This is a genomic window from Actinomyces sp. oral taxon 171 str. F0337 (assembly GCF_005696555.1).
GTDB lineage: Bacteria > Actinomycetota > Actinomycetes > Actinomycetales > Actinomycetaceae > Actinomyces > Actinomyces oris_E.
On sequence record NZ_CP040005.1, the window covers coordinates 2,037,052 to 2,061,768 of the forward strand.

General features: G+C 66.9%; 20 protein-coding genes, 2 tRNA genes and 1 pseudogene. 13 read left to right on the forward strand and 10 right to left on the reverse strand.

Annotation, left to right across the window (positions count from 1 at the left end):
- A complete protein-coding gene (locus FBF36_RS08910) occupies positions 1-639 on the reverse strand; it encodes an ATP-dependent Clp protease proteolytic subunit (RefSeq protein ID WP_009398723.1) in 639 nt (212 codons plus the stop codon).
- Positions 640-1,025: 386 nt separating this feature from the next.
- On the opposite strand from FBF36_RS08910, the gene FBF36_RS08915 reads away from it, so the two are divergent.
- From FBF36_RS08915 to FBF36_RS08940, 6 genes are all read left to right on the forward strand, one after another.
- The gene (locus FBF36_RS08915; RefSeq protein WP_009398720.1) at positions 1,026-1,913 is read left to right on the forward strand and encodes a class I SAM-dependent methyltransferase; all 888 of its coding nucleotides are present in this window, start codon (positions 1,026-1,028) and stop codon (positions 1,911-1,913) included.
- Complete coding sequence (locus FBF36_RS08920; protein ID WP_009398718.1) at positions 1,910-2,584, forward strand: ATP-binding cassette domain-containing protein; 675 nt, start codon at positions 1,910-1,912, stop codon at positions 2,582-2,584. Before FBF36_RS08915 ends, FBF36_RS08920 begins: the two co-directional genes overlap by 4 nt.
- A 110-nt stretch (positions 2,585-2,694) precedes the next feature.
- The gene (locus tag FBF36_RS08925; protein ID WP_009398716.1) at positions 2,695-3,777 is read left to right on the forward strand and encodes an ABC transporter substrate-binding protein; all 1,083 of its coding nucleotides are present in this window, start codon (positions 2,695-2,697) and stop codon (positions 3,775-3,777) included.
- Positions 3,774-4,556, forward strand: a complete 783-nt coding sequence (locus FBF36_RS08930; RefSeq protein ID WP_009398715.1) for an ABC transporter permease — start codon at positions 3,774-3,776, stop codon at positions 4,554-4,556. Before FBF36_RS08925 ends, FBF36_RS08930 begins: the two co-directional genes overlap by 4 nt.
- 60 nt (positions 4,557-4,616) lie before the next feature.
- Positions 4,617-4,985: a cupin domain-containing protein gene (locus tag FBF36_RS08935; RefSeq protein ID WP_009398713.1), complete on the forward strand. Its 369-nt coding sequence runs from the start codon at positions 4,617-4,619 to the stop codon at positions 4,983-4,985.
- Positions 4,986-5,552: 567 nt separating this feature from the next.
- The gene (locus FBF36_RS08940) at positions 5,553-6,686 is read left to right on the forward strand and encodes a glycosyltransferase family 2 protein (RefSeq protein WP_009398711.1); all 1,134 of its coding nucleotides are present in this window, start codon (positions 5,553-5,555) and stop codon (positions 6,684-6,686) included.
- Positions 6,687-6,852: 166 nt separating this feature from the next.
- Here the strand turns inward: FBF36_RS08940 and tig are convergent, their stop codons facing one another.
- From tig to rpmF, 5 genes are all read right to left on the reverse strand, one after another.
- Complete coding sequence (tig, locus tag FBF36_RS08945; protein ID WP_009398709.1) at positions 6,853-8,214, reverse strand: trigger factor; 1,362 nt, start codon at positions 8,212-8,214, stop codon at positions 6,853-6,855.
- Between the two features lie 168 nt (positions 8,215-8,382).
- Positions 8,383-8,682 (reverse strand): hypothetical protein, encoded by a 300-nt coding sequence (locus FBF36_RS08950; RefSeq protein WP_009398708.1) that lies wholly within the window; start codon positions 8,680-8,682, stop codon positions 8,383-8,385.
- Between the two features lie 96 nt (positions 8,683-8,778).
- Positions 8,779-8,852, reverse strand: a tRNA-Pro gene (locus FBF36_RS08955).
- A gap of 48 nt (positions 8,853-8,900) precedes the next feature.
- Positions 8,901-8,971, reverse strand: a tRNA-Gly gene (locus FBF36_RS08960).
- 34 nt (positions 8,972-9,005) lie between these two features.
- A complete protein-coding gene (gene rpmF / locus FBF36_RS08965; RefSeq protein WP_003784449.1) occupies positions 9,006-9,170 on the reverse strand; it encodes a 50S ribosomal protein L32 in 165 nt (54 codons plus the stop codon).
- A 155-nt stretch (positions 9,171-9,325) separates the two neighbouring features.
- Between rpmF and FBF36_RS08970 the strand changes: the two genes are divergently transcribed.
- The 3 genes from FBF36_RS08970 to cysE all read left to right on the forward strand — a co-directional run bounded on the left by FBF36_RS08970 (position 9,326) and on the right by cysE (position 12,291).
- Positions 9,326-10,138 (forward strand): IMPACT family protein, encoded by an 813-nt coding sequence (locus tag FBF36_RS08970; RefSeq protein ID WP_009398705.1) that lies wholly within the window; start codon positions 9,326-9,328, stop codon positions 10,136-10,138.
- Positions 10,139-10,659: 521 nt separating this feature from the next.
- On the forward strand, positions 10,660-11,589 hold the full coding sequence (gene cysK / locus FBF36_RS08975) for a cysteine synthase A (RefSeq protein ID WP_009398701.1): 930 nt from the start codon (positions 10,660-10,662) through the stop codon (positions 11,587-11,589).
- Between the two features lie 126 nt (positions 11,590-11,715).
- Positions 11,716-12,291: a serine O-acetyltransferase gene (cysE, locus tag FBF36_RS08980; RefSeq protein ID WP_009398699.1), complete on the forward strand. Its 576-nt coding sequence runs from the start codon at positions 11,716-11,718 to the stop codon at positions 12,289-12,291.
- Between the two features lie 118 nt (positions 12,292-12,409).
- Here the strand turns inward: cysE and FBF36_RS08985 are convergent, their stop codons facing one another.
- From FBF36_RS08985 to FBF36_RS08995, 3 genes are read right to left on the reverse strand one after another with little or no spacing between them, the layout of a single operon-like run.
- Positions 12,410-13,708 carry an alpha/beta fold hydrolase gene (locus FBF36_RS08985; protein ID WP_009398697.1) on the reverse strand — a complete coding sequence of 433 codons (1,299 nt, stop codon included), beginning with the start codon at positions 13,706-13,708 and terminating at the stop codon, positions 12,410-12,412.
- A 40-nt stretch (positions 13,709-13,748) separates the two neighbouring features.
- The gene (locus FBF36_RS08990; protein ID WP_138137399.1) at positions 13,749-14,750 is read right to left on the reverse strand and encodes an Fpg/Nei family DNA glycosylase; all 1,002 of its coding nucleotides are present in this window, start codon (positions 14,748-14,750) and stop codon (positions 13,749-13,751) included.
- 2 nt (positions 14,751-14,752) lie between these two features.
- Positions 14,753-15,256 (reverse strand): ribose-5-phosphate isomerase, encoded by a 504-nt coding sequence (locus tag FBF36_RS08995; protein ID WP_009394864.1) that lies wholly within the window; start codon positions 15,254-15,256, stop codon positions 14,753-14,755.
- Positions 15,257-15,354: 98 nt separating this feature from the next.
- Between FBF36_RS08995 and FBF36_RS09000 the strand changes: the two genes are divergently transcribed.
- The 3 genes from FBF36_RS09000 to FBF36_RS09010 all read left to right on the forward strand — a co-directional run bounded on the left by FBF36_RS09000 (position 15,355) and on the right by FBF36_RS09010 (position 19,959).
- Complete coding sequence (locus tag FBF36_RS09000; protein WP_009394863.1) at positions 15,355-17,538, forward strand: M13 family metallopeptidase; 2,184 nt, start codon at positions 15,355-15,357, stop codon at positions 17,536-17,538.
- Positions 17,539-17,741: 203 nt separating this feature from the next.
- On the forward strand, positions 17,742-18,698 hold the full coding sequence (locus FBF36_RS09005; RefSeq protein ID WP_138137401.1) for an LPXTG cell wall anchor domain-containing protein: 957 nt from the start codon (positions 17,742-17,744) through the stop codon (positions 18,696-18,698).
- 157 nt (positions 18,699-18,855) lie between these two features.
- Positions 18,856-19,959, forward strand: a complete 1,104-nt coding sequence (locus tag FBF36_RS09010; RefSeq protein ID WP_034491682.1) for an LCP family protein — start codon at positions 18,856-18,858, stop codon at positions 19,957-19,959.
- A 1,073-nt stretch (positions 19,960-21,032) separates the two neighbouring features.
- Here the strand turns inward: FBF36_RS09010 and FBF36_RS13820 are convergent.
- Positions 21,033-21,470 (reverse strand): annotated as a pseudogene (locus FBF36_RS13820) (histone H1-like repetitive region-containing protein); the annotation flags it as partial.
- Positions 21,471-22,095: 625 nt separating this feature from the next.
- On the opposite strand from FBF36_RS13820, the gene pepN reads away from it, so the two are divergent.
- On the forward strand, positions 22,096-24,696 hold the full coding sequence (gene pepN / locus FBF36_RS09020) for an aminopeptidase N (protein WP_009397281.1): 2,601 nt from the start codon (positions 22,096-22,098) through the stop codon (positions 24,694-24,696).
- Positions 24,697-24,717: the final 21 nt, after the last annotated feature.

Genomic DNA, 24,717 nt, shown 5'->3' on the forward strand with positions numbered 1-24,717 from the left:
TCAGTTGTCTCCGTTCTGCTTGCCGATCTCCCGGCTGGAGCGCACGATGTGGTCGACGAAGCCGTACTCCAGGGCCTCCTGGGCCGAGAACCAGTGGTCGCGGTCGGAATCGGCGATGATCTCCTCCACCGTGTGCCCGGTGTTGGCCGCCGTGATCTCCGCCAGCTCTTGCTTCATCTTGATGATGAGGTCGGCATTGATGCGGATGTCGGTGGCGGAGCCCCCCGCACCGCCGGAGGGCTGGTGCATGAGCACGCGAGCGTGCGGGGTGAGGTACCGCTTGCCCTTGGCACCGGCCGACAGCAGGTGCTGCCCCATGGAGGCGGCCAGCCCCGTGGCCACCGTGGCGACGTCGGGCTGGACGTACTCCATGGTGTCCAAGATGGCCATACCGGCGGTCACCGAGCCGCCGGGGCTGTTGATGTAGAGGTAGATGTCCCGCTCGGGATCCTCGGCGGCCAGCAGCAGCATCTGGGCGCAGATGGCGTTGGCGTTGTCATCACGCACCTCGGAGCCGAGCCAGATGATGCGCTCCTTGAGGAGGCGGTTGTAGATGGAGTCGGTCAACCCCAGACCCGCGCCAGCGGCGTCGGCTGCCTGGGGAGGTGCGACCGCAGCGGGTGTATAGAGCTCGCTCACGTCAGTCCTCTCATGGTCGGTGTCGCAACGCTAACGCGATGCCCCCGGCCACCATGCCCGCCATCGCACCCTTTTCGCCCACGGCGCAGGTGCGCTCACTGAAGGAGGAAAGCCAGGGGCACGCAGCCTCCGCCGGCGCGGAGCGCAACCCTCGACACCCCCGCACAACCATCTACGAGTCACAACAATCAGTTTTGTCACAATAAACAAATACGATAGGGTTTCATCACATATTTCAGAGGTTTGAGCTCACCGCCTCAGCACCTCATGCCAGCGAAGGAACGGCAGGAGCAGAAGGGAACCTTTTGAGTACACACCCCTCCCCCGCATCAAGCAATGCCGCCCCCGGAAAACGCGGGACCCGTCAGGGCCCCGAGGCCTCCCGTATGCAGGGCCACTGGCTGCTGGCCAGGCTCGGTAAGAGAGTCCTACGCCCGGGCGGCATCGGCCTGACCCGGCGCCTGCTGGAGGCCGCCGGACCGACGTCGACCGACCGCGTCATCGAGCTGGGCCCCGGAGTCGGACGGACCGCTGAGATCCTCCTGGCCGCCCGGCCCGCCTCCTACAAGGGCGTGGACCCCAGTCCCGAGGGACGCGAGCAGGTCGCGGACATCCTTGCCGCCCACTCCCGGCAGACCGACACCGAGTACGTCGTGGCCGACGCGGCCAGCACCGGCCTGCCCGACGTCAGTGCGGATCTCGTCGTGGGCGAGGCGATGCTGACGATCCAGTCCGATGACCACAAACGGGAGATCATCGCGGAGGCGGCCCGGATCCTGGCTCCCGGCGGCCGCTACGCGATCCACGAGCTGGCCCTGCGCGCAGACCGCTCCCCCGAAGAGCTCGAGGAGATCCGCAGAAGCATCTCCCGCACGATCAAGGTCGGCGCGCGTCCGCTGACGGCGCCGGCATGGGAGGCGCTACTGCGGGAAGCCGGGCTCGAGGTGACCTGGACCGGCACCGCGTCCATGAGCCTGCTCGAGCCCTCCCGCATCATCGAGGACGAGGGCATCCTGGGCGCCCTGCGCTTCTGGCGCAACATGCGCCGTACCCCAGGAGCCCGGGACCGGGTCAACGCCATGCGGCAGAGCTTCCGCCTTCAGGGCGAGGCCCTCAGCGCGATCGGCATGGTGGCGCGCAAACCCGAGTCCCCCGCTCCGAAGGGGGCGACGGAGCAGGCGGCCAACGCCACAGAAGGGGCCGGGAACACCATAGTCACCGAGGACGCAAGAGACGTCTCTGACCACTCTGACCACGTGGCCCCGGCATCATGACGGACGTCGCGAGAAGCACCTCGGCCCGTGCGGGTGGGGCTGCGCACGCGCAACAGGACCGCGGCGAGCTCCGGCTGGAGCACGTGACGATGATCCGCCGGGGCCTGACCCTGGTGGAGGACCTGTCCGTGACAGTCGCTCCCGGACAGACCCTCGCGGTCACCGGAGCCTCCGGCGCCGGAAAGACGACGCTGCTGCGGGCGATCTCGGGGCTGTCGGACACCGACGCCGGCACCATCCTGCGCCCCGAGGGGGGCCTGTCCCAGGTGTTTCAGGAACCGCGGCTCATGCCCTGGTACTCGGCCCACCGCAACATCTCCCTGGTGGTGGGCGGTCCGACGCCGGACCTGACGGCCGTCCAGTGGCTGGAGCGCATGGGGCTCTCCTCGGCCGGTCACCTCCCGCCGGCCCGTCTCTCGGGCGGCATGCGGCAACGGGTCTCCATCGCCCGGGCACTGTCAACCGACCCGAGCCTGCTTCTGGTGGACGAGCCCTTCTCCGCCCTGGATCGCCCCCTGGCCAAGGCACTGAGGGCCGATCTCATCGCACTGCTCGCAGACCAGGACGTCATCACCGTCTGGGTCACGCACGACCCCGACGAGGCCGAGGAGGTCTCACACCTTCACCTCCACCTTGACGGCCCGCCGGGCACCTGGCGGCTACTCGCCTGAAGTCCACACCACTGACGGCTACCCCACCTCCTGAGCCTCCTACGCCCCACACACCCCACCTACTACCCCTACTCCGCACACTCCAGCGACGAAGGACAACGAGCACCACAATGAGCATCCACACGCACTCGCCCGCAGACACCCTACGCACGCAGGCGGCCCCGATCAGGCGCCGATCCCTCATGACTCTGGCAGGCCTTGGCCTGCTGTCACCGACGATCCTGTCGGCCTGCTCGTCGCGTTCGGGCAAGGCCTCGTCCAGCGGGACGGGCGGGCACATCGACACCCTGCGCGTCCACGTCCCCACGACTCTGGCCTACATGGCGCCGATGACCCTGTTCGGTCAACAGGGCAAGCTGGCCCCGACGATCGGCAAGGCCACAGTGGAGAACTGGTCGAGCATCGATGCCATGCGGACGCTGCTCCTGCAGAAGCAGACGGACCTGGCCGCCACACCCTCATACGCGGCCGCGAACCTGTTCAACAAGGGTGTCCCGTTGCGCCTGGTGGCGATGCAGGTGTGGGGCATGCTCTACGTCGTCGGCCCTAAGGGCTCATCGGCGCAGGGCCTCCAGGCCATGCGCGGCAAAACGGTCGCCGTCCCCATGCCGAACAACATGCCCGACCTCGTCTTCCGCTACCTGCTCGGCCAGAAGGGCTGGGACACGAGTAAGGACCTGGCGATCCAGAACTACGCCGACGGCCAGGAGGCCCTGTCCAACCTGCTGGCGGGCAACGCCGAGTTCGCGGTCCTGCCCGAGCACGCGGCCAGCGCCGGACTGGCCAAGGCCAAGCAGCAGAGCAAGACCCTGGAGCGGACGGCCGACCTCCAGCAGGTGTGGGCAGAGGTGACCGGCGGCGAGGCGAAGTTCCCCATGGCCGGACTGGTCATGCCCCAGGAGATCACGGACTCCAACCCCCAAGCGGTCGGAGCGGTGCTCAATGAGGTGGAGGCCTGCATCGCGGCCACCAACGCGATGTCTGAAGAGACCGTCAACACCATCTCCCAGAAGACCGAGGTCCCCGCACCGGTCGTCACCGAGGTGATCCCCCGCCTCCAACTGAACCTGGTTCCGGCGGCCCAGGCCAAGGACCAACTCGTCGACTTCTACACCCGTCTGTCCACTCTCAACCCAGACATCGTCGGCGGCAAAATGCCGGCCGACGACTTCTACCTGAAAGACCCGCGGTGAGTCCGCACCGGTCGTCAGCCTTCAGACGGTGGCGCGCCCGCCTCCTGTGGTGGGCCGGAATCGGCCTGGCGATCCTCATCTGGTACTGGGCCGCCCTGGACCAGCCCGAGTACGCACTGCCCGGCCCGGGGACGACCTGGCACGCCTTCCTGGGGCTGATCGACGACGGCGGCCTGGGCTGGACGCTGTGGCTCACCCTCTCCAGAGCGGTCATCGGACTGGGGCTGTCCTGCCTCATTGGCATCCCGACAGGCTGGGTCCTGGGAACCTGGACCTGGCTGCGCGAGCTGCTGGACTCCTGGGTACAGGTCCTCATGGCGGTACCGCCGATCGTGCTGGTCGTGGTCGGGATGATCTGGCTCGGACCGACGGCGGGAGTCGTCATCCTGGTGGTCACCCTGGTCACGCTGCCCCTGCTGGTGGCCTCCATGCGCGACGCGGTCCTCAATGTCGATGGCGACCTGCTGGAGATGGCGACCGTCTTCTCCAAGTCCCGCCCGTGGACGATCCGTCGGCTCATCCTGCCCGCGGTCGCACCACCGGTACTGTCTGCCCTGACGGTTGCCGTCGGGCAGTCCGTGAGGGTCACGGTCATGGCAGAGCTTCTGAGCACCCCGACGGGACTTGGCGCAGAGGTCCAGCAGGCGCGCACCAATCTGGAGACGGCCGATGTCTTCGCCCTGTCCGCCATGATGGCGGCGCTGACGCTGATGCTCGAGCTGTGCCTTCTGCGGCCGCTGCGCCGGCGCCTCATGGCATGGTCATCTCAGCCCTCGTAGCATCAGCACCCTCTACAGCTCTTACTACCGAACATCATCACCAACACCGAAGGAGCACACATGCCCACCTCATCCAGCACTCCATCGAGCGAGTCTCTGTTCCGGCTCGGCCTCAACGAGGCGCTCCCCATCTCCGAGGAGGCCACAACCTCACGGGTCGTCGTCAACAACGACATCCTGCGCACCGTCGTCTTCACCTTCGACGCCGGTCAGGTCCTCACCGAGCACTCCTCCCCCCGGGCGGTGGTCGTCACCCTCCTGGAGGGCGAGATGGACTTCTCCATCGGTGAGCGCACCGAGAGGATGGGCGCCGGCGACGTCATCTACCTGGCGCCGGGTGACCGTCACGCTCTGACGGCCGTGACGCCGTGCCGTATGCAGCTGGTCATGGTCGACGTCGACAAGGTCGGCGCAACGGCCGACAAGTAGCGCGGGGAGCTGGCAGCCGCTACCGATCAGCAGCCGGCCCGCAAACGGCCACCACCATGTGGGGTGGGGTGCGAAGCACTGAGGTCTTCGCCCCCACCCCACATCCTTGTGAGATCCACTAAATCGGACACCTCATCCAGTCGCGTTGCAGCACCCCAGCAACCGGATTTCACCTGGAGCATGGGGCGCAGTGTTGCGGCTCACTCGAATCCTTGATCCCGAAGCAGCGGTAATCCAACTCACGCATCCTTGTAGGAAAACTAAACCTTCCATAGGTTAGATTGTAGGCGCCCGAGATCTTGACGTGACCCGCTTCCCACATCGTGGCATCAGCGAGGCGGGCGTGGCACCATCGATTTTATCCACCCGAGAACGCCGGAGCACTCGCCTGCTTGATGACAACAGAGGCCCGCTTCTCGCCGCCGCCAGCCTACCACACTCTTTTAGCATTCAATAACCCCATCCCTGCTCGAACAGCACGTCTTTTCCGCCTGCCGCACCACCCAGTAAGGGGTTAACCGTGTTCAGCACGCTCGCACAACTCCATGCACCAGAGAGGACCACCGCATGATCGTCATTACCCTGCTGGTGGGAATCCTATTCTGGATCGGAATTGATATCTGGGCCGGCATCACCTCGAAGTGGTATAAAGCCGTGGAACTGAACCCGAGCATCACCTCAGACGACTTCAGTGTCCTTGTGCCGATCTACGGAAATGTCAAGTACCTGCAGAACGCGGACTACTTGCGACCCTATGGCGATCGAGTCGTCCTGTGCACCACCTCCGGCGAGTCGGAGGAGTTCTACCGCGATCTTGAGGACATCGCCATCCGCTATGGATTCAGAATCTTCCGCAGCGACTACGTCCCACGCAAGGTGGGACGCAAGCGGAGCACCTCGGGGATCACTCGGGACACAGTCGTACGTGACGCACTGCTGGCCGCCCCACTCAACTCCTACATCGTCTGCCTTGATGCTGACACCACAGCGCAAGAGCCGCTGACCCACATCATCGGCGCCCTGGTGGCCAATAAGGCCGACTTTGCCTCGGTGACCATCGTTCCTCAGAAGAAGGGGCCCTTCATCGTCCAGATGCAGCGCCATGAGTACGTCGTCTCAATGCGCGCCCGCAGAATCATGCCGTGGCTGCTCAGCGGCGCCCTCCATATCGGCAAGACCGACGTCATGCGCCAGATCATGGCCCGCCACTCGCTGTTCTTCCAGGGCAATGACATCGAGTCCGGGATTATTGGAGACGCGCTGGGATACAAGGCCGTCCACATTCTTGCCCACGTCAACACCAACGCACCCGACACACTGTACTCCTGGTGGCGCCAGCGGATCGCGTGGAGCGGCGGTTCCTTCAGACTTTTCATCGTCAACTTCAGATTCGTCTTCCAGCACCCCTTCCTGTGGCTGTACAGCGGTATCGTGGTGATCAGTATGTTCGTCCTCAGGTGGATAGCCGTCGTGAATCCCGGGTGGACGCTTCTGCTCGCACTGTTCATCTACTACGCCGCTATCGTGTGGCTTCACTGGGACCACGGCAACAAGTGGCTGATCTTCCAGCCCTTCTACTGCCTCTTCGTCAGTCTCATCGTGGTTCCCATCGGGGTTGCCTACTATTTCAAGATGGCGATTCCTGAGCGCAATTTCGGAGTCATTCGACCCAAGCGCAAGGAACTCGTCACAGCAAGCTGATCCTCAGCCTGGACGCGCCAGCCAACGCAGGCGCCCTCGTACCAGCAACGCTCTTCGGCATGACAACGGGCCCACCTCCTTGGGAAGGTGGGCCCGTCTCTTTGACACGGAGCATCCCGCTTGAGCGGGGAACGTGCGTCAAGCTGTGCGTCTCAACGCCGTGGACTCACTCGTCGTCACCCTCAGCGGCGTCACCGTCCTGGGCCGCGGCAACAGCGGCGGCCTCTGCTGCTGCAGCGGCGTCATCCTCATCCGAACCAATGAAGGCGGACAGGTCCACAGTCTCACCCTTGGAATCAACCACTGCCGCCTGGCGCAGCGCCATGGCCAGCGACTTGTTGCGGGCGACCTCGGAGACGAAGGCGGGGATCTGACCGGCCTGCTGAGCGCCCTGGAGGAACTGGGCGGGCTCCATGCCGTACTGCTGGGCGGTCTGGAAGAGGAACTCCAGGAGCTCGTCCTGAGCCACACCGACCTTGAGTTCCTCAGCCAGGACATCAAGGATGATCTGGTCGCGCACGCCGGTGACGATGTCCTCGCGAATCTCCTTGGCGTGCTCCTCGTCGCCATCCTTGCCCTCGGCCCGAAGGTGCTGGGCGACCTCCGCCTCAACGACGGCCTCGGGGACATCGAAGGTGACCTCGCTGCGCAGGTGCTCGAGGAGAGCATCACGGGCAGCGACCGCCTGCTCGCCGGTCTTGCGCTCGGTGACCTGCTTGACGAGGTCCTCACGCAGCTCCTCAACGGTGTCGAACTCGGAGGCGAGCTGGGCGAACTCGTCGTCGACCTTGGGCAGCTCACGCTGCTTGACAGCGGTGGCGGTCACGGTGACCTCGGCCTGCTCGCCGGCGTGCTCCCCGCCGGCCAGCTCAGTGGTGAAGGTGGCGGACTCGTCGGTCTTCAAGCCACGCAGGGCGGTGTCCAGGCCCTTGAGCATGTTGCCCTTGCCGATCTCGTAGGAGACACCGGAGATGGAGTCGACCTCCTCGCCGTCGATGACCGCCTTGAGGTCAATGGTGACGAAGTCACCGGTCTTGGCCTTGCGGCCCACGGACTTCAGGGAGCCGAAGCGGGCACGCAGGTTGTCCAGCTCGGTGTCGATGTCCTCGTCAGCGACCTCGACGGCGTCCACGGTCAGCTTGGCCGTGCTCAGGTCCGGCAGCTCGATGACGGGACGAACAGTGACCTCAGCGGTGAAGGCGAGCTGACCGCCGTTCTCACCAGTGGCGTTGGGCAGCTCGACAACATCGACCTCGGGCTGGAGCATGGGGACCCGCTCGGCCTCGGTGATGGCGTCCCGGTAGAAGTCGGAGAGCTTGTTGTTGACGGCCTCCTGGATGACGGCCCCGCGGCCGACTCTCTGGTCGATGACCCGGTTGGGGACGTGGCCGCGACGGAAACCGGGGACCTGGATCTGGGAGCCGATCTCCTTGTAAGCGGCATCCAGGCTGGGCTTGAGCTCCTCATAGGGGACCTCGACAGTCAGCTTGATGCGACTGGGGTCAAGATTCTCGACAGTGGTCTTCACGGGGGTTGCTCCCAAGGTCTGAGTTCTGCGGTAACACCGAAGCGTTCGGAGGTGTTCGGCGGACGCGCGTCTGTGGCGTCAATCCGTGCCATCTTAGGGCAAACGGCCAGTGGGATCGATGATGCGTCCGTACCTGGTGCATGACTCTGGACACAGGATCATCGTCCGTCACGGCCTCTCCCCTATCGGCACACTCCGTCCTCCGACAACGATGGCCAGCCAGGCCCGCTCGATCTGCGCGACCGAACCGATCGTCTCGACGACGCGTGCGTGCACGCCTCGGGCCTCGGCGTCGTCAGACCCCGTGAAACGGGCCGTCACCCGAGGCTCACCGCGCACGACGTCGACCTGAAAGGCCTCCAGAACGGTCGTCCGGCGCACGGCGCCCCGTGCGGCGGACTCGACGTCTCCGGGATCGTGCCCAGCCTTGAGCACGGACACCGTGAGAATCGATCGATACGAGGGCATGCCCTCAGCGTATAGCCCCGTGCCGCGGTTGCGCCCGCGCGCTCGCCCGGCGCCAGCACTCCGCCCACACGGCACGATCACCCTCGGGATGAAAAGTCGGGCTGGCGGGATTTGAACCCGCGGCCCCCTGCTCCCAAAGCAGGTGCGCTACCAAACTGCGCCACAGCCCGTGACGTGACGAAAGGGACCGCCGAGGAGCGGCCCCTTTCGGCTCACAGAGCGGGTGACGGGAATCGAACCCGCGCAATCTGCTTGGAAGGCAGAGGCTCTACCATTGAGCTACACCCGCATGGATGAAGGGGTTCACCCCTCCACCGGCGGCCTCACTGCTCGATGAGGCCCTCCTTGTAGGCCCGCGCCAGACGGCGAGGCACAGAGATCTCGCGGCCCTGGACGCGGATGGTGTTGAGCTCGGTGAGCTTGGCCTTCCACTGTGAGCGGCGGTTGCGGGTGTTGCTGCGGGACATCTTCCGCTTCGGCACTGCCATGGGCCCGCTCCTCTCTCATGAACCTGGGGATCGGACGACCCCTCGAAACTGGACCGAGGGACACCATAACGACATCGCCGGGACCACTTCCAGTCCAGGACCGCCTCAACGCGTGTGACATCAGTCCCGCAACCGTCCCGTGCGAGGATCATCTCATGGCTCCGCACGCCCTTCGCACACCATCGCACCAGCCGTCTCAGGAGCAGGGATCCTCCGGGCTCATCACTCTGGCTCACGGGGAGCAGCCCGAGATCGACGTGGAGATCAAGAAGTCCCACTTCCTGGCGCGCGCCTGCCGCACGGACTCCATGGACGAGGCCCGCGGCTTCATCACGAGCGTGCGCTCCACCTACCCCGACGCGCGCCACCACTGCTCGGCACTGACACTCACCGACCTCTCGGACGGGCACTCCCTGGCCTCCCCTCCCCCACCCACCGAGCGCTCCAACGACGACGGCGAGCCCTCCGGTACGGCCGGCCAGCCCATGCTCGACGTGCTGCGGGGAACGGGGCTGGCGAACACGACCGTCGTCGTCACCCGCTACTTCGGCGGAACACTCCTGGGAACCGGCGGACTGGTGCGCGCCTACTCCGAGGCAACCGCTCAGGCGCTGCGAGCGGCCGCGCGCGTCACCCTGACCCGGCTTCATTTGTGGGACCTGCGGGTGCCGGTGGCTCAGGCCGGCCGGATCGAGGCGGACCTGCGCTCCCGCGATCGCACCGCGGCACTGGGGCCGATGGTGGAGGACAGCACCCCCGCCCCAACCATTCACGTCGAGGAGACGATCTGGGGACCGACCCACGCCGTCCTCGTGCTGGCCACGTCCTGCGCCGATCCCGCACTCCTGCAGGCCCCACTGGCCGCCCTGACTCGCGGCGAGGGGACGGCCGAACCGGCCGGCAGCCGACTGGTCGAGATCCCTGCGCCCCGGCCTGATACCCAGGGACAAGATCCGCTGATCCCCTGAAACGCCCTCACGGCGTGCACCGGTTCTTGACGGGCGCGCGACCACGATGCGAGCAGATGACGGACGGATGTGGCGATCACTGTCGGACACGGGGTAAGGTTTCGCCAGCAGCCGGGGCACCACGCCTCGGAAGAGCTGAAGAGCAGTTCACGCCCAGGCAGGCGCAGCCAGTCGCCGTGAGGAACAGAGGAGGACCCATGATGGTTAAGGCCGTCATGTGCACCATGTCCTCGCCCTCCGTGCCTGTTGCGCCCGCGTGCTGCTGCCGGTGTCAGTAGGGCGCCAGGCCACGACATCTGTGCGCGTACCGCTGCGCGCATGCCCGGCGCTCCCGGAGCAGGCGGTCACACCTGCTGTTTGAGCCACTCCGTACGACGTGGCCACCTCTGACGGATGCGGACCGTCCCCATTATTTCTCTTCCTGTTACGAGCTCTTGCGGGCCCGGCGTCGCCTCATCACGTGGCTCCGCCGGTCGCCGTCACCACGGGGCTCACCCAACCCACACCCGAAGGACATCACTATGACGTACGCACCCGACGCAACCGCCCTGGTCGGCAACACTCCCCTGGTCCGTATCAACCGCGTCACCGACGGCGCCCCCGCCACTGTCCTGGCCAAGGTCGAGGCCTTCGAGCCTGCCGCCTCGGTCAAGGACCGCATCGCCCTGTCCATCGTGCGCGCCGCAGAGGAGTCCGGCGACCTCAAGCCCGGCGGCACCATCGTGGAGGCGACCTCCGGGAACACCGGAGTCGGCCTGGCCATGGTGGGAGCGGCCCTGGGCTACAAGGTCATCATCACCATGCCCGAGACCATGTCCAAGGAGCGCCGGGCCATCATGCGCGCCTTCGGTGCGGAGCTGGTGCTGACCACCGATGGCGGCGTGGCCGGGGCGGTCAAGCGCGCCGAGGAGATCCAGGCCGCCACCCCCAACTCGATCCTCGCCTCCCAGTTCAGCAACCCGGCCAACCCCAAGATCCACCGAGAGACCACAGCCCGGGAGATCCTGGAGCAGACCGGGGGTGACATCGACGTCTTCGTGGCCGGGATCGGCACCGGGGGCACTCTGACCGGCGTGGGCCAGGTACTGCGTCAGGAGAAGCCCGGGGTGAAGATCTACGGCGTCGAGCCCTCCGAGTCGCCGCTGCTGAGCGAGGGCCAGGCCGCTCCCCACAAGATCCAGGGCCTGGGCCCCAACGTGATTCCCGAGATCCTCGACCAGGGCATCTGGGACGAGCTGCTCCATATCGAGTCCGACGTCGCCATCACCTACGCACGCCGCGCAGCGGCGGAGGAGGGGCTCCTTGTGGGGATCTCCTCGGGCGCCGCTCTGGCCGCCGCCAGCGAGCTGGCCAGGCGCCCCGAGCTGGAGGGCAAGACCATTGTCACCGTCCTGCCGGACACCGGTGAGCGCTACCTGTCCACGCCTCTGTTCAAGGACTACCTCGACTGACGCTCACCGACGGCGGCGAGCCTGGGAACAGGCGAGCCGCCGTCGGTGTTGTCACCGGCGCTGCGGGTGAGGTGAAGGCTCACAAGCCGACCTGGGCCGCACCGTCACCCATCAGAGGAGCAGACCATGCACAACTCCAAACGGTCCCTTCTGGACCTGGCCCGCGAGGACCTGGCCACGGCCCGCAAGCGCGATCCCGCCGCCCGCTCCAGCGTAGAGGTGGCCCTTCTCTACCCGGGTGTCCACGCCCTGTGGGCGCACCGGGCCGCCCACAAGCTGTGGCACAAGGGGCACCGCTTCGCGGCGCGCGCCCTGTCTCAGGCCGCCCGCAACTTCACCGGTATCGAGATCCACCCGGCTGCGAAGATCGGTGAGCGCTTCTTCATCGACCACGGCATGGGCGTGGTCATCGGTGAGACCGCCGAGGTCGGCAACGACGTCCTGCTGTTCCACGGGGTGACTCTGGGCGGGGTGTCGATGAGTCCCGGCAAGCGTCATCCCACCATCGGCAACGATGTGCAGATCGGCGCCGGCGCCAAGGTCCTGGGGCCGGTCGTCGTCGAGGACGGGGCCAAGGTGGGTGCCAATGCGGTCCTGGTGAAGAACCTTCCGAGGGGCTATGTCGCCGTGGGCGTGCCCAGCCGGGCCCGTGATCCTCGCACCGACCCCGAGCTCATGATGGACCCGACCATCTACATCTGACTACATCTGAGTGACTACATCTGAGTTGCGTCTCAGCGGCCCGGCGACCGCCTCACACCGTCCCCCGAGCTTTCCGACGTACCCCGGGGTCGCCCGTTGAATGCACTCGTGCACCCGGTCAGCGGGCGATCACCCCGGTGGCCAGGTCGCGCAGGCGCTTGAAGACCCTGCCGCCGGAGGCACGTGAGCCGTCATGCTCGTACTCGCTGGTGATCCAGGTGCGCAGACCGGGGATGAGCGCTGCCGTCTCCAGGGAGGTGGTCATCGGCACGAACACGTCGCGGGCGTAGATGGCGGCCGCCCCGGGGGTCGTCGTGGCCTTGAGGCGGGCCGGGTCGTAGAGCGCCGGCCACTCGTGCGCAGCCAGGAGGTCGGCCACCTCCAGCCAGGGATGCAGACCGGTGTCCTCAATGAACACCTCACGGCGCACGTGCTCACCTGTCAACAGGGTGGGGTCGTCATCGAAGACCGCAGGGCGCACCCGCTGGGCGGCCCAGTCGGTGGTGCCGGTATCGGCCCAGCAGGACTCGTGGATGACGGCGTAGAGCGGGAACCTGCCGCCGAAGGGCAGGCACTGCCCCAGGTCGTAGCGGAAGGCCCAGGAGTCGGGGGCGCGTTCCAGGAGGTAGTGGATCGTGTCCGCTCCCCCGGCCCCTCCCAGCAGGGCGCCGAGCGAGCGCAGGCGCTCAGGTCCGACGAGGTCCCCACCTGCCGTCCTCAGCTCGCCCCGACCGGCCTTCGCCGCCAGGGACGCCATCCGGTCACGGTCCTGCGGGAAGCGGGCGTAGTACTCCTCGCTCTTGGCACGCATCGCCTCGTAGCTGAGGGCGTAGACCTCGTCGATACTGTACCCGACGGCGGGCAGACCACCGGTGATGTAGACGCTCTCCAGGCTCTGGGCGTGCTCGGACAGGTACCGGGTGACGCAGAACCCTCCGAAGGACTGCCCCAGCAGGCTCCAGCGCTCCAGGCCCAGGGCACGGCGCAGGTCCTCGCAGTCCTCCACGATCTCGTCGGCGCGCAGGTGAGTGAGCAACCGAGCGGTGTCTGCGGGGGTGCCGGCGGCATCGGGCCGGTCCACCGGGCTGGAGGCACCGGTGCCGCGCTGGTCGATGAGGATGAGCCGGTGATGCTCCAGGACCGCGCCGATCCAGCCGAGCCCGGAATCGGCGCTGGGGCGCGGCGCCTCACAGCCCGGTCCGCCCTGGAGGAAGACCAGTGGGGACCGGGAGATCGGGTCGATGCCAGCAGCAGAGATCTCACGGGCGCAGACGGTGATGGAGCTCGTGCCGTCCGGGCCTGTGTCCCCCTGCCCGCTGCGGTCCAGGGGAACGGTCAGGCGGTGGTCGCGGGTCAGCAGGCCGGCAGTCGAGGAGGACCAGCTCGAGGAGTGCAGGGAGGGCGAGGCGTTCGGCATGGCGCCACCTTAGTGGGGTTCGGAGGGTCCTCAACCGGTTTCAGCGGGCCTGGCAGGTCGGGCACCAGAAGAGTCGGCGGGACGCCACCTCCCGCTCCGCCACCGGGGTCCCGCAGCGCAGGCAGGGACGACCGGTGCGGTGGTAGACGTACCAGCGGCCGGCCTCCGGGTCGTCGGGCGGCAGGGGGGCGGGGACGTCGTCGAGGTCGACGGTGGTGATGAAGCCTGTGGCCACCCCGTACTCCATAAGGGGGCGCAGGTCCTCCCAGATGGCCCGCAGCCGCTCCTCGCTGATGCGGTTGCCCGCGCGGAAGGGCGAGATCCCGACCCGAAAGAGGGTCTCGGCGCGGTAGATGTTGCCCGCCCCGGCGATGACGGCCTGGTCCATGAGCAGCTCCCCGATGCTCTTGCGCCGGGAACGCGCCTTGGCCACGAAGGCCTCGACGTCGGCGTCGGCGCGCAGCGGGTCCGGGCCGAGGCGGCGGCGCACGGCGGCCACGCCCTCGGCGTCCAGCAGCTCGCAGGCCGCCGGTCCGGTCAGGTCGGCGACCCCGTGCTCGCCGAGCAGTCGCAGTCGCACCGCGCCACGCGGCTCGGGCGGCTCCCACTCGTCGGGGTCAGGCCCGTGTGCGCCGGCGTCCTGACCTCCTGGCTCGAGGTCCCCGCCGTTCAATCCGGCCAGAGCCGACCCTCCCCCGCCCTTGAGGGCATGCTCGCCGCGCTCACCGACGCGCCGACGCGGCGCTCCGATGGCATGGGGCGCCGTGAACTCACGGTCACCGTCGAAGGTCCACGACCCGTAGAGGCCCAGGTGGATCCGCAGCCAGGTGACGGAGGTGTCGTCGAGGGACATGTCGGCGCGAGGGCCGAAGGGCAGGAAGAGGTGCTTGCCATGGGCCTGACTGCCCAGGAGGACCTGGCCGTCCAGACGGCTCGCCCCGTCGGCGAAACGCCCCTGCGGTGAGCACGCGCGCAGGTTCTGACCACCGTAGAGCTCGTCGAGGGCGGCGGCGAGCCGGTGGATGGTGTGTCCCTCCGGCACGCTCAGGCCCCGGTGGGGGTGATCACGCCGCTGGGATCTGCGACTGAGGCGGCGTCATGAGCACGACTCTCGTAGTCGGAGAGCTGGGCGATGCGACGCGCGTGACGCTCGTCCCCGCTGAAGGGCTCGGCGAGGAAGGCATCGATGATCGCCAGGCCCGCCCCCAGATCATGCATGCGACCGCCCAAGGCGACGACGTTGGCGTTGTTGTGCTGCCGGGCGAGTCGGGCGGTCTCAATCGACCAGGCCAGTGCCGCTCGCACCCCGTCGACCTTGTTGGCGGCGATCTGCTCTCCGTTGCCGCTGCCCCCGAGAACAATGCCAAGACTCCCGGCGTCGGCCACGACGGCCTCCCCACAGTCCAGGCAGAAGGCGGGGTAGTCGTCATCCGGGTCGTAGGAGTGGGCTCCATGGTCGACGACGGTGTGCCCCTCTTTCCTCAAGTGCTCGATCACGGCGCTCTTGAGCTCGAATCCAGCGTGGTCGGAGGCGATATGGATGCGCATGGGCAGAATTGTGCCTCACGCGAACAGCGCTTCGCACCATGAGGGCACGGGTGCCGTCAGGACGCCCGACAGCACCGGACCGGGTTAGCGTGTCCGCTATGACTGACGCCTCCGCGACCTCACCGACGCCCACCGGCTCCTCGTCCGACTCACCGGCCCGGCGCTCTCAGCCGGCGAGCACCCCCGACCCCACTGCCGACGAGGTTCTCGCCGGAGTGCTGGAGACGGCGCACACAGATACCTCCATCCGCCCCCAGGACGATCTGTTCCGATTCGTCAACGGCCAGTGGCTCGCCACCGCCGAGATCCCGGCGGACCGCCCCAGCAGTGGCGCCTTCACCACGTTGCGCGATGAGGCCGAGGCCGCCTGCCGCCAGATCGTCGAGGAGCTTGCCGAGCACTTCTCCTCCGTTGCGCCCGAGACGGCCCCGGAGGTCCTGACCACCAACCGGGGCCGAGTCGGAGCCCTCTACGAGGCCTTCATGGACGAGGCCCACCTGGAGGAGCTCGGGGCCGAGCCACTGGCTGAGGAGCTGACGCCAGTACTGGATGCCTCCTCCAAGGAGGAACTGGCACGAGTGCTGGGAGGGATGACCCCGATCGGTTTCATGGGCATGGTTGGTGCGGATGTCGAGGTCGACATCAACGACCCGGAACGCTACACGAGCTGGATCGGCCAGTCGGGGCTGGGCCTGCCGGACGAGTCCTACTATCGCGAGGAGGCTCAGGCCCCGCTGCGCCAGGCCTACGTGGCGCACGTGGCCAGGATGCTTGCGCTGGCGGGTCTGGCGGAGTCCTTCGGCGCCCCTGGTGAGGACCTCGCTGAGCGGATCATGGCCGTGGAGACCGCCCTGGCCAAGGGTCACTGGGACCGCGTCACCTGCCGTGACGTGGAGAAGATGAACAACCCGATGTCCTGGCAGGAGATCGTGGACTCGGCCCCGGGCCTGCCCTGGCACGAGTGGCGCGAGGGGATTCGCGCGGCCGCCCGAACCGCAGGCATCGAGGAGACCGCCTTCCTCGACGAGGCCATCGTCACCCAGCCCGACTACCTCCCCCACGCGGCCGGAGTCTGGCAGGAGACCGACCTGGAGGATCTCAAGGCCTGGACGGCCTGGCACGTCGTTCACGGGCGCGCCACCCTGCTGTCAGGCGCCTTCGTGGAGGAGAACTTCGACTTCTACGGCCGCACGCTCCAGGGGACTGACGAGCTGCGGCCCCGGTGGAAGCGCGGCGTCGGCCTGGTGGAGTCCTGCCTGGGCGAGGCGCTGGGCGAGATCTACGTGGAGCGGCACTTCCCACCGTCGCACAAGTCGATGATGGAGGCCCTGGTGGGCCGGCTCATCGAGGCCTATCGCCGGTCCATCTCCTCGCTGGAGTGGATGAGTCCGGCCACGCGGGAGCGGGCCCTGGAGAAGCTGGCGCTGTTCACCCCCAAGATCGGCTACCCGGTGCGCTGGCGCGACTACTCCGCCGTCAAGGTCGTCCCCGGGGACGTCCTGGCCTCGGTGCGCAGTGTGGAGCGGGCCGATATGGTCTACTCGCTGAGCAAGCTGACCAAGCCGGTGGACCGCGACGAGTGGCACATGACCCCGCAGACGGTCAACGCCTACTACAACCCCACCATGAACGAGATCGTCTTCCCCGCCGCGATCCTTCAGCCGCCCTTCTTCGATCCGCAGGCCGACGACGCCGTGAACTACGCGGGGATCGGCGCTGTCATCGGCCATGAGATCGGCCACGGCTTCGATGACCAGGGCTCCACCTTCGATGGCACCGGAAAGGTCAGCGACTGGTGGACCTCGGAGGACCGGGAGGCCTTCACCGAGCGCACGAGCGCGCTCATCAGCCAGTACGACGCCTACACGCCCGAGGTCGTCGTCGCCAAGCACCGGGCAGCGGGCACGGAGGAGACGGAGATCCCGCACGTCAACGGCGCTTTGACCATCGGGGAGAACATCGGCGACCTGGGTGGCCTGGGCATCGCCCTCAAGGCCTATTCCTTGGCCCTGGCCGACGCCGGCGTCTCCTCCGTGGAGGAGGCCCCAGTCATCGACGGACTCACCGGTCTGCAACGCTTCTTCTACTCCTGGGCACGGATCTGGCGCTCCAAGAGCCGTCCGGACTACGCCGAGCTCCTTCTGACCGTTGATCCGCACTCGCCGGCGGAATTCCGTTGTAACGGAATCGTGCGCAATGTGGAGGCCTTCTACAAGGCCTTTGAGGTGGATCCCAAGGACGCCTTGTGGCTGGCTCCGAACGAAAGGGTGTCAATTTGGTAAATATCCTGGACATTCGGAATCAAGCCCGAGCAGCCAAAACTCGTTGTTCGATTTAGGAGAATCCACAACTACTCACGACTGAGGTTGATACCTCATTCACAAAAAACCATGGAACCTGTTCCTGAGGGACGCTAGGGTGGAGGCAACGCGGTGACACCCCGACTCACCGGTTGCCACCTATCCCCGCATATCTAGGAGTACTCATGCGTCTTGGACGCCCCCTGGCCACCGCGAGCGTGATGGCTGCCACCATCGGCGCCTCCCTCGCCGCCTCCCCCGCCCTGGCCGACGGCAGCATCAAGTTCGCCGACGACCAGCAGAACGTCGTCAGCCCCACGGACACCGCCTTCTCGGTGTCCGGAACGGGTTGCACAGGCCAGGACGCGGCGGTCGGTGTCGCCCTGTACGCGCCTAACGGCACCATGTCCACCATTGTGAAGGCCACCCCCGACGCTGAGGGCAACTGGTCCGCCGAGCTGAACATCCCCGACCTGATCAAGTCCACCGGCGTTGAGGCCAAGACGGACGGCAAGGCCGACGGCTGGTCCATCGGAGCCGGCTGCGTCGCCTACGGCGAGGAGAAGGGCCAGGCCCAGGAGGCCGTCGCCTTCGACGACACCAAGGTGAGCGGCTCCTACGAGATCAGCACCGATGAGAACGGCGCTCAGGTCATCAAGGTGGACGTCGAGGGCTTCTCCCCCAACGAGGAGGTCACCTTCACCCTGGTCAGCAAGGCCGACCCCTCCAAGACCTACACCGTCGGCAAGCTGACTGCCGACGCCAAGGGCAACGTCAAGGGCGACCTGTCGGTGCCTTCGAACGTGCCTGACGGCGAGTATCTGCTGACCATCGAGGGTGCCCGCTACGGCGAGGGCGGCAGCAGCACCAAGACCGTCGTCGTCAAGGGCGGCGCCTTCGACCTCGTCGACAACAACGACAACAGCATCGCCGACAACGGCGGCACCACCGCCGCCCCGACCGCCCCCGCCAACGGCGGCAGCGCGAACGTCCCGGCCAGCACCGGCGCCACCCCGGCGGCCTCCGCCTCCAACAAGCCCCTGGCCCAGACCGGTGCCAACGGCCTGCTCTTCGGCGGCATTGCCGCGGCCCTCGTGGTCATCGGTGGCGGTGCCCTCATCGTGCGTCGCCGCAAGGCCTAATCGCATCCTCCCAGCCTGACTGGGAACACGTCCCGCCGGGGAGACAGCACCGCCACGTGCTGCCTCCCCGGCGGCTTTGTCCTCCCCCGCAGCCCTCATACGGCGCGCACGACCGCGCCTGACGACGCAGCGCCACCCCGAAGTGGACACTGAGACCATGGACTCCACCTCCAACGACGAGCACAACGCAGACCCCTCTGCCGCTCCGGCCGGCACCGGAGACCCCACCGATGCTGTCTCCCCCCGGTCCCTGCGGCACCGTCGAGGCGGAGTCAGCCATGGCATCAGGCGCTGGTCGAGGCGGCGCAGGATCGTCGTCGGCCTGATTGCCGCAGTTATCACGGCCGCTCTGGCACTGGGCACGGACGTGGCCGTCCTGGCACATCGCCCCGCACGCGTCGATATCGTCATGCCCTCCACGTCATCTCCCACAGCGGGCGAGACCTGGTTGATCCTGGGAACAGACTCCCGCGCCACCGTGCCGGGCGACCCGAGCCGCTACGGAACCACTCAAGAGGTGGAGGGCTCCCGTGCTGACGTCATCGCCCTGGTACGCCCTTCCCAGGAAGGACTCACCGTCATCACCCTTCCCCGGGACCTGACCATCAACAGCAAGAGCAGGCAGCTGGACCGCCTGGCCACCACCTACGTCCGCGGACCGCAGAACACGGTCAACGCCCTGTGCACCGGCCTGGGGATCCCCACCACGCATCTGGTGACCATCGACATGGCTGAGTTCGCCACGATCATCGACTCCCTGGGAGGGATTGAGGTGGACGTTCCCGAGCCGGTCCGAGACGCCTACACCGGGCTGAACCTCACCTCCGCCGGCCGCCACCGGCTCAGCGGGGTCGACGCTCTGGCCCTTGTGCGCTCACGGCACCCGGAAATCCTGCGCAACGGCACGTGGGCGACCATGAGCCAGGCTGAAGGCGCCCAACGCCGCAGCCAGTCCACGGCCACCGTCATGCAGGCCGTGCTGTCCACCGTCGGGCAGAAAGCCAGCAACCCCGTCACGCTCCATCAGATGGCGCACACCGTGGCCGGGAACATCACCCTGGACTCAGGTACCGGGCTCAGCGATCTGGCCACACTGGGACGTAGTGCCTTGAGAGCCAGACGGCCGGGAGTCACGACGATCGTCGACCTTCCGACAGAGCCCCGTGACGAGTCGATCATCGTCTCACCCAGCCAGGAGTCACGCGAGCTGCTGGCCCGCTATGGGTACAGCCCTAAAACCTGTCGGCCAGCAGGCTCCTGATCACTCACCACTAAACGCCAGCATTCCCCGCCGTATCAGTCTTTCGTCGCCTTCCCACACGACCACCACACATTTTCACGTGAGCGAGGACACTCGCATATGTGGGTGGTATCACTTCAGAGACCTGCACCCTCGCCCTATTCCTCGTTACGGTAGATAACGAGTCGGTGAAGAATAGGATCGCCGACACCCATCGTTCCCCCCGTCAGACCTAGGAGGACACATGCGTCTTGGACGCCCCTTGGCCGCAGCCAGCGCGGTGGCCGCAATGACCGGAGCCTCGCTCATTGCCTCCCCTGCTCTCGCCAACAGCTCCAACCGGAACAGCCCGAGCAGCTCCAGCAGCCCGGCTCCCAGCAGCACCGCTGAGGCGACCCCGGCCCCCAGCAGCACCGCTGAAGCCACTCCGGCCCCCGGCAAGACCAGCGAGGGCAGCAGCTTCAAGATCACCCAGGAGAAGACCTTCGTCTCCGCCAGCACCAACACGTCCTTCACTGTCTCGGGAACCGGCTGCACCGGGAAGCAGGCCACCGTCGGCATCGCGCTGTACGCACCGGATGGCACCGTTTCCGACGTCGTCAAGACCAATGCGGCCTCGGACGGCAGCTGGACCTCCGACCTCGACCTGGCGGCACTCATCAAGTCCATCGGATCAAGCGCCGCCACCACCACTGACGGGTGGACCATCGGCGCTGGCTGCATGACCTACGGCGGCAAGACTGAGACGGCCCAGGTGACCACGCAGCAGCAGACGAAGATCTACTTCGACGACACGCGCATCTCCGGCTCCTACGAGGTCTCCGCCCGCACGGAGAGCGAGTCCCAGACCTTCACCTTCAACGCCCAGGGCTTCTACGCCAGTGAGAAGGTCACCGTCCTCCTCAGGAGCAAGAGCGACTCCAGCATCTCCTACACCCTTGGAGAGCTGACGGTTGATGCCAACGGCAACCTCACGGGCAATCTGCCTGCTCCCACTGACGCCCCCGACGGGGAGTACCTCCTGGTCCTGACCGGCTCCCACCACAGCGAGACGGCCACCAGCCAGACCGTGACCACGGTCTCCAACCACACCTTCACCGTTGAGAGCACCGAGAACAACGGCGGTGGCGACAAGCAGGCCAACGGCGGTGGTGGCGACAAGACCGCCACTGAGCAGAAGGCCACTGAGCAGCAGAACACTGAGCAGAAAGCCTCCGAGCAGAAGGCCTCCGAGCAGCAGAACACTGAGCAGAAAGCCTCCGAGCAGCAGAACACTGAGCAGAAGGCCTCCGAGCAGAAGGCCACTGAGCAGCAGAACACTGAGCAGAAAGCCTCCGAGCAGAAGGCCACTGAGCAGAAGGCCTCCGAGCAGCAGAACACTGAGCAGAAAGCCTCCGAGCAGAAGGCCACTGAGCAGAAGGCCTCCGAGCAGCAGAACGCTGAGCAGAAGGCCACTGAGCAGAAGGCCTCCGAGCAGCAGAACGCTGAGCAGAAGGCCTCCGAGCAGAAGGCCACTGAGCAGCAGAACGCTGAGCAGAAGGCCTCCGAGCAGAAGGCCACTGAGCAGAAGGCCTCCGAGCAGAAGGCCACTGAGCAGCAGAACGCTGAGCAGAAGGCCACTGAGCAGCAGAACGCTGAGCAGAAGGCCTCCGAGCAGAAGGCCTCCGAGCAGAAGGCCACTGAGCAGAAGGCCTCCGAGAACAACGGCGGCGGCAACAACGGTGGAAGCAACAGCAACGCCAACGCCAGCGAGAACAAGGGTGGGACCGATCAGAAGGTCAACGACCTGAACTCGAACGCGAAGGAGTCCTCCTCGGACAACCGGGCCGGCGGTGAGACCACCAAGGACAGCGACCGGTCTCTGGCCCACACCGGTGCCAACGGCCTGATCTTCGGCGGAATCGCGGTATTCCTTGCCGTGGCCGGAGGGGCAGCCCTGCTGCTGCGTCGCCGCAACAAGGCCTGAGCCGATCTGACCTGATCCGCTGACGTTCCCCAAGCCACGGGAACAACCTCAGCGCCGGGGGACGACACGCCATGTGTCGTCCCCCGGCGTCGTTGCGCAGCGTCTCAGGCACTGCCAGGGTCGAACGGAAGGTGAGACAATCGCCCGGCGCGCCCCCATGGGCCGTGCATCCCTCTCAGACAGGAGTTCTTATGCCCGGTCAGAACCTGACTCGTCTTGAGGCCGCCGAGCGCAGCGCAACCGTACGGACCCAGAGCTACGACGTCGTCCTCGATCTCACGCGCGGTGAGACGGTCTTCGGCTCCACCACAACGGCACGGTTCACGGCCGCACCGGGATCCTCCACCTTCATCGACCTCGTGGCACCGACGGTCCACTCCATCACCCTCAACGGGCTCCCCCTTGACCCCGCTGAGGTCTACGAAGACTCGCGCATCGCACTGAAGGATCTGGCCGCGGACAATGAGCTGGTCGTCACCGCCGACTGCGCCTACATGCACACCGGAGAGGGACTGCACCGCTTCACTGACCCGGCCGATGGCGAGACCTATCTCTACAGCCAGTTCGAGGTCCCCGACTCCCGTCGGGTATTCGCCGTCTTCGAGCAGCCCGACCTCAAGGCCTCCTTCACCTTCACGGTCACCGCGCCGTCGAGCTGGACGGTGCTGTCCAACTCCCCCGCTCCTGAGCCGACTCCCACCGAGACCTCCGATGGATCAGGGGACGCTCACACCTTCGTCTTCGCCCCCACCGAGCCGATGAGCTCCTACGTCACGGCCATTGTCGCCGGGCCTTACGTCGGTGTGACCGACGAGTACGTGGCCGAAGACGGACGCACCGTGCCGCTGGGCGTCTACTGCCGCAGGAGCCTGGTCGAGCACATGGACTCAGCCGAGATCCTGGACCTGACCAAGCGGGGCTTCTCCTACTACGAGGACCTGTTCGCCACGCCCTATGCCTTCACCAAGTATGACCAGATCTTCGTTCCCGAGTTCAATGCCGGGGCGATGGAGAACGCCGGTTGCGTCACCCACCGTGATGACTACATCTTCCGTTCCAGGCCCGTCGAGGCCCGCGTGGAGCGGCGCGCCGTGACAATCCTGCACGAGCTGGCTCATATGTGGTTCGGCGACATGGTCACCATGACCTGGTGGAACGACCTGTGGCTCAACGAGTCCTTCGCCGAGTACACCTCCACCCTGGCCACCGCCGAGATCACCCGCTGGAACCAGGCCTGGACGACCTTCCAGACCCTGGAGAAGGGCTGGGCCTACAACCAGGACCAGCTCAGCTCCACCCACCCCGTGGCTGCAGAGATCAACGACCTGCACGACGTCGAGGTCAACTTCGACGGCATCACCTACGCCAAGGGGGCCTCAGTCCTGGCCGCGCTCGTGGGCTACGTGGGCAGGGACAACTTCTTCGCCGGCATTCAGCGCTACCTGGCGGCGCACGCTTATGCCAACGCCGAGCTGAGCGACCTGCTCCGTGAGCTGGAGGCGGTCTCGGGCCGAGACCTGAGTACCTGGACCCGTCTGTGGCTCCAGGAGGCCGGCGTGACGACCCTGCGCACGCAGCTGGGCACCGACGCCGACGGCGTCATCACCCAGGCGGCCGTTCTTCAGGAGGTCCCAGCCGAATCACCGGCCTCTCTGCGCCCGCACCGGGTGGCGATCGGCTGCTACAGCCTGACCGGCCGGGGCGCCGAGGCGCGCCTGGAGCGCACCGACCGCATCGAGCTCGATGTCGACGGCGATCTGACTGAGGTTCCCGAGATGGTCGGCTCCGGGCGGACCGACGTCATGATTCTCAACGACGACGACCTCACCTACGCCAAGGTCCGCCTCGATGAGGACTCACTGTCCTTCGGGCTCGAGCACATCGAGTCCTTCACCGAGTCCCTGCCGCGCTCAATCGTCCTGGCCTCGGCCTGGGACATGGTGCGTGACGGCGAGCTCGCCGCCTCCCGCTTCCTCGACGCGGCGCTTCGGGCGCTGGGCGTGGAGGAGCACTCGTCGGTCATCCAGGGACTTCTGGGGCGCATCACGACATGCCTGTCCGGTTTCCTGCCCCCGGCCGTGCGCCGGGACCTCGCTCCGGGAACGGCCGACCGGCTGCTGGAGCTGGCTCGGACGGCCCAGGCCGGAAGCGACAAGCAGCTCCAGCTGGTCCGGGCCCTGGCCGCTCACGCCGTCACCGATGAGCAGCTCGACGTCGTCGCCGGCCTCCTGGAGGGGGGCGAGACGCTTGGCGGCCTCGACATCGACCAGGACCTGCGCTGGGACCTGCTGATCGGCCTGGTGGCCGCCGGCCGCTTCGGGGAGGAGCAGATTCGTGCCGAGGAGGCTCGGGACCGCACGACCACGGGACGGGAGCGCGCCGCCGAGGCCCGTGCCTCGATCCCGACCCCGGAGGCGAAGCAGGCCACCTGGCGGGCGCTCGTCGACGACGCCTCCATGCCCAATGAGACCCAGGTGCGCGTGCTGCGGGGGCTGACCAATGTCGAGCGCCACCCCGAGCTGCTGGTTCCCTTCGTGGGAGCGTACGTGGAGGCCATCGACTCCGTGTGGTCCTCGCGTACCTTCCACATGGCCGAGAATCTGCTGACCGGCCTGTGGTCCTGCGCCACGGTGGGCCTGGAGGGCGCTGCTGACCCGGCCGCCGCTCTGACGGGCTGGCTGGAGTCCCACACTCAGGCCCCGACCGCACTGCGGCGGATCGTGCGCGAGAACCTCGATGACACGCTGCGCGTGGCCAGGGCCCAGGCCGCTGAGAGCACGAACCACCAGTAGCCGCGCAGCGCCGCGGCCTGG